Below are 19004 nucleotides of genomic sequence, written 5' to 3'. Positions count from 1 at the left end.
TTGGATTGCGGGTTCAAAATAACAGCAAGTCTCCGGGGAATTGGGGGCTTGTTGTTTTTTTCGGAGAAGGGTATCGTTCCGCAACTTTTAGGGCAAAAGGTGGTAAACATTACCGTAGGGGATTTTACGTTTGTATTGATCACCGTTTCACCGTATAATAATTAGGGTGTCAAAAAATGGCGAGGGAAGACTGAGATGAAGAAGAAAAATGTAGGAACACTGCTGTTATTTCTAATTCTAGGCTGGCTGGCTGGAGCCTGGATCGCCAAGCTGCTGCAGCCCGTAAAGGCTCTGTCTTTTCTAACAACATCGACTGTGCTCAAATGGTCTCCGCGAGCCGATTTAGACATCATAACCTATGACATCACTATTCATTTGAAATTGTGCATGCTTAGTCTCGCCGGTATTATTACAGCTGTATGGCTGTACCGCAGACTGTAACTCTCGTTACTGAGCAAGAAGGGACGTTTACAACGTGGACAACTCACCACTCATTATTCTAGCCTCAGGTTCACCGCGTCGACGTGAGCTGTTATCCTTACTGGGTTTGCCCTTTGAGGTCATTACCAGCGAAGCTGATGAGAGCACACCGCCGGATTGGACGCCGGAGAGAATCGTGCGCAGTCTAGCTTTGCGAAAAGCAGAAGCCGTAGTAGCTGCAGCCGGAGAGCGTAACGCAGTCATTATAGGAAGCGACACAATTGTTGTATTAGATAATACTGTGCTAGGCAAACCGGTGGACAAGCTGGACAGCAAAGCGATGCTTACCAGACTTCAGGGCCGAACTCATAAGGTATACACGGGTGTAGCCTGCCTCGGACTCCCGAATGGGAAGACTATAGTGGAGCACCGTGTTACTTCCGTAACGATGAGGGCAATGACTGAAGAGGAAATTGCTGCTTATATTGCTACGGGAGAGCCTGCTGATAAGGCTGGCTCATATGCGATACAAGGACTTGGGTCCATTTTGGTGGAACGAATTGAAGGCTGTTATTTCAATGTAGTCGGATTGCCTTTGTCGCTTCTTGGCGAAATGCTATCCGAGTTCGGTATAACTGTATTGAGCCGGTAGGAAGCCTGGGGAAAGAGGGATAGGGATGGAGTCGCAACCAATTATGCTGCGGGACCTCCCCCATGAAGAACGACCTAGAGAGCGCATGATGCATTATGGGGCGGAATCATTAAGTCAAGCGGAGTTGTTAGCCATTCTGCTGCGTACGGGAACACGCCGCGAGTCGGCTATTCATATTGCACAGCAGATGCTGGGGAAGATCGGTGGCCTGCGTGGGCTAGTTGACCTTAGCATCGAAGAACTGACCAAAATCAACGGTATCGGTCCTGCCAAGGCCGTACAACTAAAAGCAGGCATCGAACTGGGAAGGCGCCTTGCGAATTCCAGGTTCAATATGCCGGTCATTATCCGCTGTCCTGGGGACGCTGCAGAGATTCTGACTGAGCAATTGCGTTATTTGCAAAAGGAGCATTTTGTCTGTCTGTTTCTGAACACGAAGAATCATGTGATTGGACAAGAAACATTGTCCATGGGCAGCCTGAATGCTTCGATCGTTCATCCTCGTGAGGTATTCAGAGCAGCTATAAAATGCAGTAGCGCCTCTATTATATGCGCGCACAATCATCCTAGTGGTGATCCAACACCTAGTCCAGAAGATATTTCACTAACCGCTAGATTGCTTCAGGCAGGTGAGATTATCGGAATAGATGTGCTGGACCATCTAATTATCGGAGATAGCAGTTTCGTAAGCTTGAAAGAAAAAGGACATATGTAATATAAATGTAGATTTACTTAGGAAAAGGAGAAATTAGCATGTTGGGTGGTTTCACAAAAGATTTAGGAATTGACTTGGGGACAGCGAATACGCTTGTCTACGTACGCGGTAAGGGCGTTGTTGTAAGAGAGCCTTCCGTTGTAGCCATTAACACTGATACTAAGACGATTGAAGCCGTGGGTGAATCCGCCAAAAAAATGATCGGTCGTACACCTGGAAATATCCGTGCGATCCGTCCGATGAAAGATGGCGTTATCGCTGATTTTGATACAACGGCTACGATGATTAAATATTTTATTCGTCAAGCACAGAAACAGCGTTCTATGTTCCAGCGTCACCCTAATGTAATGGTCTGCGTACCATCTGGCATTACTGCTGTAGAGCAACGTGCGGTAGAAGATGCTACCAAACAAGCTGGCGCTCGCGAAGCTTACATTATCGAAGAACCTTTTGCTGCTGCTATCGGTGCGGATCTGCCAGTATGGGAGCCTACAGGTAGTATGGTTGTAGATATCGGTGGAGGTACAACTGAAGTTGCTGTAATCTCGCTCGGCGGTATTGTTACTAGCCGATCAGTGCGTGTTGCAGGTGATGAAGCGGATGAGTCCATCATTCAATACATCAAACGTCAATACAATCTGATGATCGGTGAACGTACTTCGGAGCAGCTCAAAATGGATGTTGGCTCGGCCCTTCCTCTTGAAAAGGCTGAAACCATGGAAATTCGCGGCCGTGATCTCGTAACAGGTCTGCCAAAAACACTTACAATTACTTCTGATGAAATCTGTGAAGCTTTGTCTGACACAGTGAATGCTATTATTGAAGCGGTTAAAGTAACATTGGAAAAATGTCCGCCAGAGCTTGCAGCAGATATTATGGATCGTGGAATTGTTTTGACAGGTGGGGGAGCCTTGCTTCGCAACTTGGATAAGCTGCTTGCACGTGAGACGGGAATGCCGGTTATTGTTGCTGAGAATCCACTGGACTGTGTAGCTATTGGAACCGGTAAGGCACTTGAGAACATTCATTTGTTCAAGAGCCGCAGCGGATCCAGTCTTCGTTCGAAGAGATAAGATGATGTTCTACCACTTGTGTAAGTCAACCCCTGTTATGGGAGAAATACTGTTGTTAGAGGGTGTTGAAACTGTTTAAACTCTTAAGCAATAAACGTCTGTTTATTCTGTTGATTACACTGGTGCTGTTCATTGTGGTAATGGGCTTCAGCTTGGCAACAAGGAAAAACTTGTCCTGGCCGGAGAACTTTCTCAGAGATTCGACTGGTTTCGTGCAAAAAATGTTCTACAAGCCCGCTGGATATGTAGCGGGCTTGTTTGAAGATATTGGAAATCTGAGTGATCTTGCTAAAGAAAATGAACAGCTTAAAATTATGGCTGCCCAGTATGCACGTGATAAAGCCCAGTATAATTTCGTCAAGGCGCGGAATGACGAGTTGGAGAAAAATTGGAATTTCACTGAAGAACAGAAGAAATTGTATAAATATGAATATCGTATTGCACAGGTAATTAGCCAGACAACAGAGCCAAGCAATAGTACGATTGTTATCGATTTGGGCTCCAAAGATGGGGTTAGACCTAATATGTCCGTAATTTCAGTGGATGGTCTAGTTGGTGTTATCAGTAAGGTGAGCAATTTCACCTCCACGGTGAAGCTAATGACAATGATGGACACCAATGATCCTAATTCCCAGCCGCCTATTGCGGCAACTGCCTTAAATAAAGAGGGTAAATCCTTTGGGATGATTGAGAGTTATAATCCAGAGACGAACAGACTGCTGATGACTAAGATTCCACCGGGTGATCCTATTGCAGCGAAGGATACTATTCTGTCTTCCGGCATTGGAGGGTTATATCCAAGGGGATTGACAATAGGCACAGTTGAAAGCGTCGATGTTGGTGAATTTGGATTAACCTCCACAGCAGTGATTAAGCCTTCAGCAGAATTTCAGGACTGGAAGCAGTTGATTGTTGTGTTTACGGAGGAGCGTGCTGAATAGTGAATATGCGCAGATCAGTTCTTGTTCTGTTACTGTTCCTCTTATTTATTGTAGAGGGAACCATCTTACCTTGGCTGATTCCAGATGTGTGGCAGATGCGAATCATTCCGAATCTGGTTTTTGTAGTGTTATTGTTCGTGACTATTTATCATCATCGGCATACAGCACTTATATTGGGATTATGTTTTGGAATGCTGCATGATGTCGTTTTTTACGGCAGAATTCTTGGAGCACACTCTTTTGCGATGGGATTGTCGGCTTATTTAATCGGCCTTTTATTTCAGATTCCGCGTGCTCCGCTGCCCCTTATGATGACTGTGGTTCTGCTTGGAAGTCTACTTGAGGATAGTATACTATTTGGTATCTATAGTGTATTTAATCTTAATCAAGAACCTTATAGCTGGGCGATTTTGAATCACATGCTGCCGACGATGCTTTTCCATTTTGCCATCGGGCTACTCTTTTACATACCGGTTCGGCGCCAGCTTGAGCTAATCAAGAAAGAAACGAATAAGGAAGAAGCGGCTTAAAGAGCTTCTATTTTCTTTCTATACAAAGCAGGAATTTAAGGGGCCCGGCACGAATGAATGAGGATAGGGGGCCAGGCATATGACAGTAAAATCCAAGCATGTAAGGATTAAGGGCATCAAGGATGGCCTGATATTCCTGCTAGACGACAAATGTCCCTTTGAAGATCTTCTGAGCGAGCTTCGCTATAAGCTGGAGCACAGCCATCAAAATATTTTAACTGGACCGATTGTACATGTGGACATAAAGCTGGGCAATCGTACCGTAACTGAGGAAGACAAGGAAGCTGTGCTGGAGATTCTTAAGGGACAGGGAAATCTGTTGATTCGATCTATAGAGGCGCTTCCAGCGCCCGGCAGTGAGGATAATGACGCATTGTTTTTGATGAGCGGAATTCTACGTTCCGGCCAGGTGCTGCACCATAACGGAAATCTTCTATATCTGGGGGATGTGAACCCTGGGGGGACCATAACCTGTTCAGGCGATATTTATATACTAGGTTCGCTAAGAGGGATGGCGCATGCTGGAGTAGACGGGAATGAGGAAGCGATTATAGCTGCTTCTTTAATGTCTCCAACGCAGCTGCGAATTGCCGATATTATTAGTCGTCCGCCCGATGAATGGGAAACCCGTGAAAGCAGTATGGAATTTGCATATTTAACAAACGGAGCTATGCAGATCGATAAGATTCATAATTTGGTCAAATTACGTCAGGATTTAAATGTGTTTAAAGGGGTGTAGCCTCCATGGGAGAAGCGATAGTCGTAACCTCGGGCAAAGGCGGAGTTGGCAAAACAACCACAACAGCCAACATTGGAACCGCACTTGCACTGCAGGGCAAAAAAGTATGTCTCGTCGATACCGACATTGGACTGCGTAATCTGGATGTAGTTATGGGGCTTGAGAATCGTATTATTTATGATCTTGTGGATGTAGCAGAAGGACGTTGCCGCCTTAATCAAGCGCTCGTTAAAGACAAGCGCTTTGATGAATTGTATATGCTGCCTGCAGCTCAAACAAAGGATAAAACGGCTGTCTCTCCTGAACAAGTAAGAGATATCATTCTTGAACTAAAGAAGGAATATGAGTATGTTCTGATCGATTGTCCGGCAGGAATCGAGCACGGCTTCCGCAATGCGATTGCCGGTGCGGATAAAGCGATTGTGGTTACCACACCAGAGCATGCCGCTGTGCGGGATGCCGATCGTATAATCGGACTATTAGAACAGTCGAGTGTGGAATCGCCGAAATTGGTGGTAAACCGTATTCGCCCAGGTCTTGTGAAGTCTGGCGATATGCTTGATATTGAGGATATATTACAGGTGCTGAACATTGATCTTATCGGAATTGTTCCGGATGATGAACTAGTCATTAAAGCCGCAAATAACGGAGAACCTACAGTTATGAATCCCGATTCTTCAGCTGCTATTGCCTATCGCAATATTGCACGCCGAATTTTAGGTGATGCTGTACCCCTGATGCAGCTTGACCGCAAACCGGGAGCATTTAAGAAGCTTAAGAAATTTTTCGGCATGGCTTAATTTTTACTAAGCAATCCTATTATAAGAAGCATACACGGGTCCCACCAGTAGAGAAATCTATGGTGGGGCTTATTTTTTTGAATAAATATGAATGGATGGCATTTCCGGGATTTAAATGGTCTGTCTTGCAGGGGCTTGTTCTAAAGAGACTTCCGTGCTTCATAAAATGGAAGTAAAACAAGCCCGTCCGGAGGGATAAATATGGATCAGAAATCAGATATCAAGAATCGCCGCAAGGAGCGCATTCGTAGTTTATTGGAGGAACTCCCGGAAGTCTCAGCAGTCTCAGGAGTTTCGGAAGTCCCGGAACTAGAAATAGCGGAGGCTCCCCCTTTATTTATTATGCCGGATAAGAGTACGAGCTTTAAGGAATGGGGAACAGGATTTAAGAATGCGGATCAATCCTCTGTAGAGCCCGATCCAGAGGTGATGTGGAAAAAGAGTCGTGGAGGCTGGGAGGATGACGGCGGTGGAGGCTCAAATTTTACTGCTGGTTTTATTCGGCGCTTTGTTGCTAGTGTTCTTGTGTTTGGAGCAGTGTGGGGGATTTTTGCGGTACATCAGCCATGGTCGTATAAGATGCAAGCTTTTATTAGTGATGCGTTAAGCAATGACATGGATTTCACGGCTGTGAGAGTCTGGTATGAGGAGAACTTTAACGGAGCTCCAGCGTTCATTCCGATATTTGGGGATAAAGATGAGCCTGCTCAAAAAGTGGCCGCTCATCATCAACTCACTGCCCCGATAGCTGGGAGCATTGTCCAGCCCTTTGCTTCTACGCTAAAAGGGGTGGAAATTATGCCTCAAATCGATTCAACCTTAAATGTGACGGTGAAAAGTATAGACATGGGACGTATTCTCTCCATCTCTAAAGAGCTGGAAGGGGGCATTCGAATTGCTGTTCAGCATTCAGGCGGTGTCACTGCAGAATACGGACATTTGAGCGGCACCAAGCTGGAGGTTGATGACTGGGTGCAGAGCGGGGATTCACTCGGTTGGATGATGGAGAAGGACGTATCCTCAGCTTCAACACTATTTTTCGCAGTGATGAAAGACAAGACTTATATTGATCCTACAGAAGTGGTATCGTTTGATTAGGATCTTTGGTATCGAACTGTCACTACATCCACTGTTCGTGATCATTATGTTATTCTCCGTGGTCACGGGACAATTTCTAGAGCTGCTCACCTTATTTACGATTGTCTTCATTCATGAAATGGGACATGTCGTTGCGGCTCTTTTGGCTGGTGTTACAGTTAAGTCGGTTCAGCTTCTTCCGTTTGGCGGAGTGGCTGTTATTGAAGATCATGGGCGGCTTACAGCCAGTCGTGAGATCGGAATTGCCCTTGCCGGTCCACTGCAAAATGGAATTATGATCGTAATTGCTTTGGGACTTCAACAAGCCGGTTATGGCAATCAGGAATTTCTGACCTATTTTATTCATGCCAATGCCATGATTGGACTTTTTAATCTAGTGCCAGTGCTGCCGCTTGACGGAGGTAAAGTGCTTCAGGCTACTATTAGTTTAGTGCTTCCTTATTACTACACTTTGTTATGGACTGGACGGGTGAGTGTAGCCGCAAGTGTCCTTGTGATTATATATGCGCTGCTGCCTCTTGGAGCGGGTGGAGGCCTTAGGCTGAATATGGTCATGATCGGAGCTTTTCTGCTGTATTCGAATTTCACCGACCATCGTAATTTACCGTACCGGTTTGTTGCTTTTTTGATGAATCGGGAGGCTGTTTATGAGTATCATTTGCGAACAGGAAGCGTAGCTCGTCCAATAGTTGCATTATCTGCGAAACCTTTAGATGATATATTGCGTCTATTTAAACGTAATCAATATCATTTTATCTATGTGTTAAACGGTAAAGGAAATGTTGTTGCTGTTGTGCCGGAACAGCGCTTAATATCAACCTACTTCGGAATATAGTGTATTTATGCAGAGAATGTGAAGGAATGAACGAACGAAACCAGAGGTGAAGCCATGAAACAGATGATCGTTCACTGCACGCAGCACATTACCCGAATGGCTCTTCTGGAAAACGGAAGGCTGGTGGAGTACGCGGCTGAACGCGATCAGCAGCAAGGGTTGGTCGGCAGTTATTACAAGGGCCGTGTGATTAACGTACTTCCAGGTATGCAGGCTGCTTTTGTTGATATCGGACAGAAGAAGAATGCTTTTTTATATGTTGATGATGTATTGCATCCTAATTTGGATAAACAGCCTGATGTGAAGCCCTCTATCGAGACGCTTTTGCAGCCGGGACAGGATATTGTTGTTCAAGTGCGGAAAGAGCCGAGCGGCGGAAAAGGCGCACGTGTAACGACTCATTATACGTTGCCCGGGCGCTGGATGGTGTACATGCCCTTTGCAGAATACGTCGGTGTCTCCAAAAAAATAAGCCGGGAAGCAGAGCGCAGCCGTCTCAAAGGAATCGGAGAACGCCTGCGAATGAAAGAAGAAGGGCTTATCATGCGGACAGTTTCTCAGGACGAGCCACATGAAGCTGTGGAGGGCGATCTTTCCTTTCTGCGTGCCCAATGGGAGAATATTACACGTAAAGCACAGACGGTAGAGGCCCCCGCTTTACTACATCGTGATCTTAGTATTGTTCAACGCTTTATAAGAGATGCCTTTAATCCGCAACGGGATCAGTTGATTATTGATTCATCTGCCGCAGCTAGAGAAGCAACAGCCTTTCTGGACGACATGGCTCCTGAAGGGTACAAGCCAGTCTGTCTTTATAATGGAGCGGAGTCTATTTTCGCTGCTTATGGTATTCAGGATCAATTGCTCAAGAGCTTCAGCCGCAAAATCACGCTGGAGGGCGGAGCAACAATGATCTGGGATGAGACAGAGGCGTTAACCGTAATTGATGTCAACACCGCTCAATACATTGGCGGAGCATCGCTTGAAGAAACGGTTACCAATACGAATTTGCTCGCAGCTGAGGAGATCGGTCGTTTGATCCGGTTACGCGATACTGGTGGAATCATTATTGTCGATTTTATTGATATGGAACAAGAGCTTCACCGCAAGATGGTCACAGAGCGATTAGAGAAAGTGATCTGCAAGGATCGCACCAAAACACATATTTTGGGGTGGACAAGACTCGGGCTGCTCGAGATGACCAGAAAGAAGGCAAGGCATGATTCAGCCAGCTTTGCGCCTGTGATTTGCCAGTGCTGCGGGGGAACCGGAAAAGTTGGAGAATGGCTGGAATGAGTTGACGATAAGTCATAAGTATGATACTATCTTCAAGTATGTGTTTGATGCAGTTGATCCTGCACATGCTGTAACCGCTCCGATCGGGTACATAAGCGCAGTTCCTACGGGAATTCTGCCACCTAGACTAGGCGAGTCTGAGACATGAGGAGGTGCAAGTAAAATGTATGCAATTATCGAAACTGGTGGTAAACAATACAAAGTCCAAGAGGGCGACGTTTTGTTCATTGAAAAGTTGGAAGCTGAAGACGGTGCAAGTGTAACTTTTGACCGTGTATTGGCTGTTTCTAACGATGGTGGTCTGACTGCAGGAACTCCGCTAGTAAGCGGCGCGTCTGTAACAGCTAAAGTCGAGAAACATGGTAAAGGCGCTAAGGTTGTAGTTTACAAATACAAACCTAAGAAGAACTACCACAAGAAACAAGGTCATCGTCAACCGTACACGAAAGTAACTATCGAGAAGATTCAAGCGTAAGAAGGTGCGTTAATGATTAGCGTGCGGATTACACGATTATCGGATCTAGGAACTATCGTTGGCTTTGAGGTTAAGGGGCATGCGGGTTATGCGAAGCGTGGCGAAGATATCGTATGTGCCGGGGTATCCGCTGTAACAGTTGGAACCGTCAATTCGATTGAGACCTTGACCGGAATCTCCATGGACACGTCCATGAAGAACGGATTCTTAAGTGGAACATTAAGTTCTGTTGAAGATTTCGATACTTCCGCGAAGGTACAATTGCTGCTTGAATCCATGGTCGTGATGCTGAATGATATCGCAGAATCATACGGGAAGTATATTCAAATACAGCAAGTAAATATTTAAAGAAGGAGGTTGACAACATGTTGAAATTGAATCTTCAATTGTTCGCATCGAAAAAAGGTGTAGGTTCCACAAAAAACGGACGGGATTCCCATTCCAAACGTCTTGGCGTGAAACGTGCTGACGGTCAAGCAGTAACCGGCGGTAACATCTTGGTTCGTCAACGCGGAACAAAAATTCACCCAGGAACTAACGTAGGCATCGGTAAAGATGATACTTTGTTCGCAATGGTGGATGGCGTAGTGAAGTTCGAACGTTGGGGCCGCGATCGCAAAAAAGTGAGCGTGTACCCAGTTGATGTCGCTCCGGTAGCAGCGGCACTGGAAGCGTAAGCTTACGGACCATATGAGCAAGTAGAAGCCTCCGGCATGAGTGCCGGAGGCTTTTTTGTAGAATATTCATAATTATTTGTGTTGCAAAGTTGGAAGGATTAGATAGATGTGAAAATCTCGTTATTATCTCTGGTGAACTACAGTGAACGCGTGTGTTATACTAGGAAATGGTAAATGATACTAACAAAACAAATTATCTAAACGAAGTCATGAATTTTGCGAACTGAGGGACGGGGAGAAAGAATGAAATCCTGGAAAAGTGCAATCTGGGCAGTCATGTTATCCGTAATGCTTCCTTTAGGTCTTTTGTATTGGCATACTTCTCTTCTGACGTGTCTATTACTCGGAGTCTGGGTAGTGGCAATCGTTGCTTTCAGTTTTATCTGGAGCCAGCGTCATTATGAACGGGAGCTGCGTATACAAGAGAACACTCTGCAACAGGCGGCGATTCGGACACTGAATCATCATCGACATGATTGGATGAACGATTTGCAGATTCTATACGGATATATTCAGCTTGGAAAGCCTAATAAATCCGTGGAGTGTGTGGAAAGAATAAAGGAACGCATAGCACTTGATAGTCGTATCGCTAAGTTGGGCATTCCTTCATTGGTTTTCTATATCCAATCCTTCCGAACTAACAGGTCTAGTCTGGAATTGGAAGTTCAGGTGGAGGAAGGGTTGCAGCTAGAGGACAAGCTAAATCCAGAAGCAGGAGATGAGCTGACTTCAGTGATTATGCAGACCATACGGGCTTATCAGTACAACGGGCTGGCTCCTCAGGGGGAGACGCGCAAGCTGCGCCTTGGCTTTTTTCAGGATGGAGGAGACATTCTTATCTCCTTCGAAGGCGAGGGGGAGCATGGCAATCCCGAGCTGCTCAAAGGGCAAATTTATAATATAGTACAAGGAAAAATCATGAAAGCAGAGCAGTTTAAGCCTAGCAGGGCTTATGTAGAGCTGCGATTACCGCTTGAAATGTGAGGAAGGTGAACATTTATGTTCGTAGATAAAGCTAAGATTTATGTTAAAGGCGGTGACGGCGGGGATGGTCTCGTTGCGTTTCGCCGGGAGAAATATGTACCGGAGGGTGGTCCTGCCGGTGGTGACGGAGGCCGTGGAGGCGACGTTATTTTCCGTGTAGATGAGGGACTGCGCACGTTGATGGATTTCCGTTATCAGCGCCACTTCAAAGCTGACAAAGGGATTAAAGGACGGAACAAAAGCCAACATGGAGCGAATGCGGATCATATGATCGTTCGTATTCCGCCAGGAACCATTCTGATTGACGATGATACGCAAGAGATCATTGCCGACATGACGCGTCATGGACAACAGGTTGTAGTTGCACGTGGAGGCCGTGGAGGCCGGGGTAACACCCGTTTTGCCACAGCTAATAATACTGCACCAGAGCTTGCGGAGAACGGTGAAGAAGGCCAAGAGCGTTATGTGGTTATGGAACTTAAGGTAATGGCTGATGTAGGGCTTGTAGGCTTCCCGAGTGTGGGTAAATCTACGTTGCTGTCGGTTGTGTCCGCAGCTCAGCCCAAAATCGGAGCATACCATTTCACAACGATTACACCGAATTTAGGGGTAGTGGATGTTGGGGATGGCCGAAGCTTTGTAATGGCGGATCTGCCTGGATTAATCGAGGGCGCTAGTGAAGGCATAGGTCTGGGTCACGAATTCCTGCGTCACGTTGAACGCACGCGTATCATCATTCATGTAGTTGATATGTCTGGCTCTGAGGGCCGTGATCCCTTCGAGGATTGGGTTTTAATTAATGATGAGCTGAAGCAGTACAATGCTAGTCTAATCGATCGTCCGCAGATTGTGGCGGCGAATAAGATGGATATGCCTGAATCAGAAGAGAATCTTATTTCTTTCCGCGAACGCGTAGCTGAGGTGCGGCCGGATTTAGAAATCATGCCAATTTCATCCCTTACCCGTCAGGGTGTTCAGGAGCTCCTATATCGTGCAACGGATATTCTCGACAGCATTCCGGTTGCGCCGGTGGTTGAGGAAGTTGCTGAAACTACTGAACGTAAGGTGTATAAGCTGGAAGCAGAAGAGGATAATTCGTTTACTATTACACGTGATAACGAGGCGTTTGTGGTCACAAGCCCACGTATCGAACGTATGCTGAAGCGCATGCAGCTTAGCACACATGATGCGATTCTCAAGCTGGCACGGACTTTGCGTCATATGGGTGTAGATGCAGAGCTGCGTAAACGCGGTGCTGTAGAAGGAACGATTGTCCGTATCGCTGATTTCGAATTCGAATTCGTTGAGAACAGCAGCTACTATTAATATTTAGCTGACTATGAAGCGCCAACTATGGTTTTCCTGTAAAGGGATAGCATAGTTGGCGCTTTTTTTGTGAGGAGATCAGTAATTTTTTTCAATAAAAGAACCCAAAACACGATATATATCGTATACAATAAATATCGAAATACACTAATTCCCATTTGGGAGCGTGCACGTTATTTATATATAAGATAATGAAAGAAGGAATAGCAGATGGCAATTATAGAAGTGGTGAAGTATGACGGTCCTCCAGGTATATTTGCATGGAAATATCCTAACCAGGAGCTGGGGACATGGACACAACTAATCGTTAATGAATCCCAGGAAGCGATTCTATTCAAGGGCGGACAAGCGCTTGATTCTTTTACAGCTGGGCGCCACACCCTAAGTACCGCTAATATACCTATTTTATCCAATATCGTTAATCTTCCTTTTGGTGGAAAATCACCATTTACGGCTGAAGTATGGTATGTGAATAAGACGAATTCGATGAATGTCAAATGGGGAACAAGCTCACCTTTACAGCTTCAGGATCCCAAATACAAAATTATGATTTCTGTTCGCTCTTTTGGGCAGTTTGGTGTAAAAATCGATGATCCGCGAAAATTCTTGCTGAAGCTCGTAGGGACACTCCCACAGTTTGATCATGAAACGCTTATCAGTTATTTCCGCGGACTGCTGATGTCGAATATAAATGAACTTATTTCTTCTTACCTTGTGCACAAGCAAATCAGCATACTGGAGATTAATGCTTATGTTGCAGAGATCTCCAAACATATTCAGGGCCGACTAGCCTCGGCTTTCTTGGATAATGGCATTGAGCTGAATAATTTCTATATTGATTCGATCAATATTCCAGAGGATGATCCGGCAACGATTCGTTTGAAGGAAGCTTTGGCTAAAAAAGCAGAAATGGATATCATCGGCTTCACCTATCAGCAGGAGCGTGGTTTTGACACGATGGAAGAAGCGGCAGGTAATCCCGGCAATCTTGGAGTGGGCATGATGAACACCGGGATGGGGCTTGGACTTGGAATGGGATTTGCTGGACCGGCTATGGATATGGTGAACCGTATGACTAGAGGGATGAATTTGGATTCAGGGACTACAGTTATACGTCAAGAGCAGCGTTCCTGCTCTAAGTGTGGTGTTATGAATCCAGTAGAGGGACGGTTCTGCAGCGGTTGTGGGCAGGCACTTGGAGGCAACCCGCAAGGTTCTCCCTCTGCGAACAAGATTAAATGTTTTGAATGCGGGCATGAACTAAATGCGGGAGCTAAGTTCTGTCCAGGTTGTGGAAATCCTTATCGTGCTTGCCCCTCCTGTAAAGCAGATAATCCAGAGGGAGCGGCTTCTTGTGTCTCCTGTGGAAAAGAAATGCCTAAAGCTTGCGGTAAATGTGGGACTATGGTAGCGCCAGGGGTGAAATTCTGTCCTCATTGTGGAGACAGCATGGTGATTAAATGCAGCGGCTGTGGACATGAGCTGAAAGCTGGACAAAAATTCTGTGCAGAGTGCGGAACAAAAGCAGGCTAAGGAGGACCTAATGAACAAAAGCAGGAGATATATATACATTATTACCATCATTTATGCGGTAGCTATAGTACTGACAGTGTTCTCGTTTATTGGATTAGGTTTCTCCGACTCACTGTTTCGGTTCATAATTTCTTTATCCGCGGTTCTGCTAGCAGAAAGTGTAATCTATGGCTATTGTATTTTTTGGCTCCGGACTGCAAGTAGCATTCAGCAGACTCCACCTGTTCTTATCAGCGGTGCAATCATTACAGGGATCTATGCAGCCATCGTATTTGTATCGGCCTTATTATTCGATTGGCTGCTGGAGTTACCCGCCTTGTGGTACGCAGCCGAACAACTGCTGATTCTTGTGTTAGGAGCGATCACTTTGGCCGCGATAGGGCTTTACGGGTGGAATGCTGGGGCAGGGGAACAGCAAGCCAAAAGGTCTTTACAAAAGTTTCGGCGGTATCAGAACGAATTAACTGAAATGAGTGAGCTGGCTAGTAGCTGGGAGAATTCCGAATCCGAGCAGCTAATGAACGTGTTAGATATGTTGGAGGAAAAATTTAAGTACAGTGATCCCATATCAGAACCGTCTTTATATGCTACAGAGGATATTCTGCAGCAGCAAATTTCCCTGTTACATGATCACGTGAAGCTACTGCTGGCGACCCAAGAGCCACATGAGGGTTGGCAGGTAGAAATAAATGAGATGTCAGAGAGCATAAAGTCTACACTTCAGCGGCGTAACCGTGAATTAGCGGCACTTAAATAGGAGGAGTTTACTACATGAACAGTTTGAACCTACAAGAGCCGTCACCGCTCCCGGGAGGAAATGCAGCCGTTCCCCGGCTTAAATACGAACGTACCGGGTTTGATTATGTTATTCTCGCGGCGGCTTATCTGCTGATGCCCGTTGGACTTGTGCTTGCCTTGTTACGTTTGATGACAACGCATTACAAAAATTACCGCAGACCGACTAACCTCAACCTGCTGATGCATGTATTTATTGGTGGGTTTGTTGAACTTTCTATTGCCATGTTTTCTAGTGCGCTCAATGGGGAATTTGGAACTTCTGATTTAGTATCAACGCTTATTTTAATTGCAATCATGTTTTTGACTCCAGCTTTTATACTGGCCAGTGTGACAGCGAAAGCTAAATATACCCTTTCTAAGCTTAACACTTCTTATATAGAGCTGATTCAAAATAAGAATATCCGGCATATTGGCAGTATATCTGAACGAATAGGCCAAAGTGAAAGTGATGTACGGAGAGATGTCCAGTATCTGAAGGATAAAGGGCTGCTTGATATTGATATCGCATTATCCGAAGGGCGCCAGGCGCCAGAACCATCAGCAGCTAATCGAGGTTACCCTGAAAGTACTTCGGGCTTTGGAGGAACGGGGAGAACCCAAGCATCGGGGCAGCAGATACCTGCGCAGCCTCAGTCTCCGCCGCAACTGCCTAAGTCTATCCGTTGTCCGGGGTGCGGAGCCCAGAATACTGTGCTCCCAAGCCAATCTAAAAGCTGTGATTACTGTGGAACGAAGATCCCGTACATTTAATGCCGTCTACCAACAGATTAGCTGCATCGCATATAGGATTACATAAATAAGGGGATTAAAGACAAAATGAGTGGATTGGATATACGCAGACAGCCGCCGACATCGGGAAAACCCGTGTACAAGCATGAATATGAGCGGACGGCGTTTGATTATACGACTATTGTGTTTGCGTATGTATTTGCTCCGGTTGGCTTTATATTGGCTGCCATCCGGTTATTATCTACACATTCCAAGAGACAGCGCAAAGCAAGCAATATTAACCTGTTTTATCATGCGTGTATGGGTGCCTTTGTAGAATTGGCGATCTATTTCATTATTAGCAAGCTACTCGGTCAAATCGATTATGTCGCACTCTTGATCAGGCTGGTGATTATCTACGCATTGTTTAGGATTCCCGCCATCAAATTATCCGTTAGGGCCGTAGGATGGAGAGAGGGATTTACCTATCTTTGCAATGACTATATCGCATTGGTTCTTGTGGACGGCATAAGGCATATCGGCAGCCTATCCGATATTCGCGGATTCAGTGAAGAGAATGTCCGCGAGGTTTTGGAATATTTAAAAGATCAGGGAGTGCTTTCTCCAGATATTGTTTATTATGAAGGACGTGTAGACAATCCATTTGTAAAATTGCCGCCGAAGCTTATTTATTCCAAACGGGCACAAGCACTGGTGCGTGCGCCTGAGAATAACCTTCGCTACCGTAACAAGCGAGACCGGACAGTGTTTGATCGAATCATCATGGCGATTGCCTATTTGTTTGCTCCGCTTGGGTTTGTACTTGCGATGCTTCGTTTTGTAAGCACTCACTATAAGAATGAGCGGAAATCATTTAACTACAAATTGCTCTATCATGTATGTATGGGAGCTTTTATGGAACTTGCTGTCCTCTTCGCCGTGGGGACCTACAAAGGGGATTTTAAGTGGTACACTTTATTGATCATTCTGGTGGTCCTCTACGTGATCTTTATAATTCCGGCGGACAGCTTTGCAGGGAGGGCTACCTTCGCAACAGAAAACTTTGATTTTCTGTGCAAGAAGTATCTCATGCTGATCGTAGTGGATGAAGTTAGGCATATTGGTAATTTAGCTGATATCACGAAACAAAGTGAAGATGATGTACGTAGAGACCTACGGTATTTGGTGAGATGGGGGTTACTTGCTTCTGATCTTGTCTATTATGAAGGACGTGTTAAGCTCTTAGATAAACAACCGCCCAATCTTGTACATCCTGACCGGGCACAGCCCTCCGCGGCATCAGAGAACCAGCCATCATCTGGGCGGCAGTCATTGCCGGAGAATAGGCCTAAGCCACCTGTCCAACTGCCGAAATCCATCGTTTGTCCGAGTTGCGGTGCTAAGAGTAGAGTACTTCCAGGGCAGGATAAAATCTGTGACTATTGCGGGACGACGATTCCATACAGTTAGTGTACATACGATTGCCTTCTGCCCCCGGGAATCCGGGGGTTTTACTACACCTAACTACCTGGCCTTGGAGCATCCAGATAAAGTTATTGCATTTTACAAGCCTTTTCCGATATAATGTCCACTAAGAAAACACAAAAGTCTTTGAGGTGAGGACGTTCGTGAGAGAACGCTATTATTTGGTCCGGGAGGACATATTGCCTGATGCTGTACTTAAGACTATGCAGGTTAAACAATTGCTTGAGGCCGGGGATGCGAAGACCGTAAATGAAGGTGTAGAGCAGGTGGGATTAAGCCGAAGCGCTTTTTATAAATACAAGGATGGAATTCACTTGATCCATCAGCTCGAACGAGAGCGGATCGTTACGATTTCCATGGATTTGGAGCACGAATCTGGAATGCTTTCCAAGGTACTAGGCTCTGTAGCGGGACATGGGGCTAATGTGTTGACGATTCACCAGAGTATTCCGCTGCAAGGGCGGGCAAATGTGGTGATCTCCGTAGAAATTTCACACTTAAATGAGGAACTCGGAGAGATGCTGGATAGTCTGAAAGAGATTCCGGGAGTGAAGCGTGCTTTAATCGTTGGACAGGGATAGGAATTATATTCGTAAACTTTTAGGAGGAGACAGATGAAGCCGGTTAAAGTGGGGTTGCTGGGCCTGGGAACAGTAGGCACAGGTGTAGTTCGTATCGTGGAAGGGAATCAAGAGGATTTAAGCAGCCAGGTAGGCTCTTCAATTGTCATTGAACGTATAGCTGTGAATAATTCTAATAAACCACGCGAAATCGAGGTTGATCCTGCTAAAATAACGACAGATCCATGGGATGTGATTCGTGATCCTGAAATTGATGTCATCGTTGAAGTTATGGGGGGAATCGCGGGAACCAAAGAATATATTCTTGAAGCTTTGGAACGCGGTAAACATGTCGTAACTGCGAACAAGGATTTGATGGCGCTGCACGGCTCGGAGATTCTTGCTAAGGCGCAGGAGAAGCAATGTGATGTCTTTTATGAGGCTAGCGTTGCAGGAGGCATTCCGATTATCCGCACACTTATCGAGGGCTTTTCCTCAGATAAGATTATGAAGATTATAGGTATCGTGAATGGAACGACTAATTACATACTAACCAAAATGAGCCAAGAAGGCGCATCCTATAATGATGTGTTAAAAGAAGCGCAGGATCTGGGATACGCAGAGTCTGATCCAACCTCGGATGTGGAAGGCTTGGACGCTGCCCGCAAAATGGCGATTCTCGGAACCTTAGGTTTCCGTACTAACGTGGAGCTGCACGATGTAAGTGTGAGTGGGATTTCTCAGGTGAGTAAGGCGGATATCGCCTTTGCGAAACGTCTCGGATATGAAATTAAGCTGTTAGGCATCGCTGAACGTCAGGATGAAGAATTCAGCATCAGTGTTCAGCCAACCTTGATTCGGGCTAGTCATCCCTTGGCTTCCGTCAATGGCGTGTTCAACGCAGTTTACGTATACGGGGAAGCAGTGGGAGAGACCATGTTCTACGGTGCGGGTGCGGGCGCAATGCCAACTGCAACCTCAGTGGTAGCTGATTTGGTAGCTGTCATTAAGAACCTTAAACTAGGTGTTAATGGATTGAAGCAAAAAGTACCTTACAAGCAGAAAAAGCTTAAGAGTGATGAAGCTATTTTTTATAAAAACTTTTTACTTCTGCATGTTGATGATAAAGCAGGGGTATTGGCTAAGATTACTCAAGTGTTTGCTGAATATGATGTAAGTTTGGATTCAGTAGTTCAGCAAGCCAATCCCAATAATCCTGATGCGGAGATCATTATTGTCACTCATAACGCTAGTAAAGCAAGCATGAACAAAGTGCTGCGCCATTTCGAGGAGCTGAAAGTAATCCGCCGGATTAAGAGCCATTATCGTGTGGAAGGTTAACCAAGCCACTGAACTAAT

General features: G+C 45.6%; 23 protein-coding genes and 1 other annotated feature. All 23 genes read left to right on the top strand.

Annotated elements, in window-relative coordinates; genetic code table 11:
• Positions 1-195 precede the first annotated feature (195 nt).
• The 23 genes from MKZ09_RS26995 to MKZ09_RS26885 all read left to right on the top strand — a co-directional run bounded on the left by MKZ09_RS26995 (position 196) and on the right by MKZ09_RS26885 (position 18986).
• Positions 196-441 carry a DUF4321 domain-containing protein gene (locus MKZ09_RS26995; RefSeq protein ID WP_036685144.1) on the top strand — a complete coding sequence of 82 codons (246 nt, stop codon included), beginning with the start codon at positions 196-198 and terminating at the stop codon, positions 439-441.
• Positions 442-475: 34 nt separating this feature from the next.
• A complete protein-coding gene (locus MKZ09_RS26990; RefSeq protein WP_036685146.1) occupies positions 476-1072 on the top strand; it encodes a Maf family protein in 597 nt (198 codons plus the stop codon).
• Positions 1073-1097: 25 nt separating this feature from the next.
• Positions 1098-1787, top strand: a complete 690-nt coding sequence (gene radC, locus MKZ09_RS26985; protein ID WP_036685147.1) for a RadC family protein — start codon at positions 1098-1100, stop codon at positions 1785-1787.
• 38 nt (positions 1788-1825) lie between these two features.
• Positions 1826-2860, top strand: coding sequence for a rod shape-determining protein (locus MKZ09_RS26980; protein ID WP_036685150.1), 1035 nt, complete (start codon positions 1826-1828; stop codon positions 2858-2860).
• 62 nt (positions 2861-2922) lie between these two features.
• On the top strand, positions 2923-3801 hold the full coding sequence (mreC, locus tag MKZ09_RS26975; protein ID WP_076137772.1) for a rod shape-determining protein MreC: 879 nt from the start codon (positions 2923-2925) through the stop codon (positions 3799-3801).
• Entirely contained in the window at positions 3801-4331 is a 531-nt protein-coding gene (gene mreD, locus MKZ09_RS26970) for a rod shape-determining protein MreD (protein WP_080742577.1), read from the top strand. Before mreC ends, mreD begins: the two co-directional genes overlap by 1 nt.
• 79 nt (positions 4332-4410) lie before the next feature.
• On the top strand, positions 4411-5070 hold the full coding sequence (gene minC, locus MKZ09_RS26965; RefSeq protein ID WP_036685154.1) for a septum site-determining protein MinC: 660 nt from the start codon (positions 4411-4413) through the stop codon (positions 5068-5070).
• A gap of 5 nt (positions 5071-5075) precedes the next feature.
• Positions 5076-5870 (top strand): septum site-determining protein MinD, encoded by a 795-nt coding sequence (gene minD / locus MKZ09_RS26960; RefSeq protein ID WP_036685156.1) that lies wholly within the window; start codon positions 5076-5078, stop codon positions 5868-5870.
• A gap of 201 nt (positions 5871-6071) precedes the next feature.
• On the top strand, positions 6072-6968 hold the full coding sequence (locus tag MKZ09_RS26955; RefSeq protein ID WP_076137770.1) for a M23 family metallopeptidase: 897 nt from the start codon (positions 6072-6074) through the stop codon (positions 6966-6968).
• Positions 6961-7803: a M50 family metallopeptidase gene (locus MKZ09_RS26950; protein WP_076186075.1), complete on the top strand. Its 843-nt coding sequence runs from the start codon at positions 6961-6963 to the stop codon at positions 7801-7803. The genes MKZ09_RS26955 and MKZ09_RS26950 overlap by 8 nt, the downstream gene beginning before the upstream one ends.
• Before the next feature lie 54 nt (positions 7804-7857).
• Positions 7858-9099 (top strand): Rne/Rng family ribonuclease, encoded by a 1242-nt coding sequence (locus tag MKZ09_RS26945; protein WP_038573035.1) that lies wholly within the window; start codon positions 7858-7860, stop codon positions 9097-9099.
• The gene (locus tag MKZ09_RS26940) at positions 9080-9247 is read left to right on the top strand and encodes a hypothetical protein (RefSeq protein ID WP_155288184.1); all 168 of its coding nucleotides are present in this window, start codon (positions 9080-9082) and stop codon (positions 9245-9247) included. The genes MKZ09_RS26945 and MKZ09_RS26940 overlap by 20 nt, the downstream gene beginning before the upstream one ends.
• Positions 9162-9248, top strand: a sequence feature (ribosomal protein L21 leader region). Its footprint overlaps the gene before it by 86 nt.
• Positions 9249-9262: 14 nt before the next feature.
• Positions 9263-9574: a 50S ribosomal protein L21 gene (rplU, locus tag MKZ09_RS26935; protein WP_036685166.1), complete on the top strand. Its 312-nt coding sequence runs from the start codon at positions 9263-9265 to the stop codon at positions 9572-9574.
• A 12-nt stretch (positions 9575-9586) separates the two neighbouring features.
• Positions 9587-9922 carry a ribosomal-processing cysteine protease Prp gene (locus MKZ09_RS26930; RefSeq protein ID WP_036685168.1) on the top strand — a complete coding sequence of 112 codons (336 nt, stop codon included), beginning with the start codon at positions 9587-9589 and terminating at the stop codon, positions 9920-9922.
• A gap of 17 nt (positions 9923-9939) precedes the next feature.
• Positions 9940-10251, top strand: a complete 312-nt coding sequence (rpmA, locus tag MKZ09_RS26925) for a 50S ribosomal protein L27 (RefSeq protein ID WP_036685171.1) — start codon at positions 9940-9942, stop codon at positions 10249-10251.
• Between the two features lie 243 nt (positions 10252-10494).
• On the top strand, positions 10495-11235 hold the full coding sequence (locus tag MKZ09_RS26920) for a Spo0B domain-containing protein (RefSeq protein WP_076105522.1): 741 nt from the start codon (positions 10495-10497) through the stop codon (positions 11233-11235).
• A 15-nt stretch (positions 11236-11250) separates the two neighbouring features.
• Positions 11251-12561 carry a GTPase ObgE gene (gene obgE, locus MKZ09_RS26915; protein ID WP_036685174.1) on the top strand — a complete coding sequence of 437 codons (1311 nt, stop codon included), beginning with the start codon at positions 11251-11253 and terminating at the stop codon, positions 12559-12561.
• 210 nt (positions 12562-12771) lie between these two features.
• A complete protein-coding gene (locus tag MKZ09_RS26910; protein WP_036685175.1) occupies positions 12772-14094 on the top strand; it encodes an SPFH domain-containing protein in 1323 nt (440 codons plus the stop codon).
• Between the two features lie 10 nt (positions 14095-14104).
• Positions 14105-14851 (top strand): hypothetical protein, encoded by a 747-nt coding sequence (locus MKZ09_RS26905; RefSeq protein WP_076208351.1) that lies wholly within the window; start codon positions 14105-14107, stop codon positions 14849-14851.
• A 14-nt stretch (positions 14852-14865) separates the two neighbouring features.
• Positions 14866-15642 (top strand): hypothetical protein, encoded by a 777-nt coding sequence (locus MKZ09_RS26900; RefSeq protein ID WP_076208354.1) that lies wholly within the window; start codon positions 14866-14868, stop codon positions 15640-15642.
• A gap of 66 nt (positions 15643-15708) precedes the next feature.
• Positions 15709-17070, top strand: a complete 1362-nt coding sequence (locus MKZ09_RS26895; protein WP_076208356.1) for a hypothetical protein — start codon at positions 15709-15711, stop codon at positions 17068-17070.
• A 158-nt stretch (positions 17071-17228) separates the two neighbouring features.
• On the top strand, positions 17229-17666 hold the full coding sequence (locus MKZ09_RS26890) for an ACT domain-containing protein (protein WP_038573029.1): 438 nt from the start codon (positions 17229-17231) through the stop codon (positions 17664-17666).
• Between the two features lie 33 nt (positions 17667-17699).
• Entirely contained in the window at positions 17700-18986 is a 1287-nt protein-coding gene (locus tag MKZ09_RS26885) for a homoserine dehydrogenase (RefSeq protein WP_036685184.1), read from the top strand.
• The last annotated feature ends 18 nt before the right edge of the window (positions 18987-19004 follow it).

Origin of the sequence: Paenibacillus sp. FSL R5-0908 (genome assembly GCF_038006245.1) — a bacterium.
Lineage (GTDB): Bacteria > Bacillota > Bacilli > Paenibacillales > Paenibacillaceae > Paenibacillus_AQ > Paenibacillus_AQ odorifer.
The sequence above is the reverse complement of the archived record's forward strand: the minus strand, read 5'-3'. Positions and strand labels throughout refer to the sequence as shown.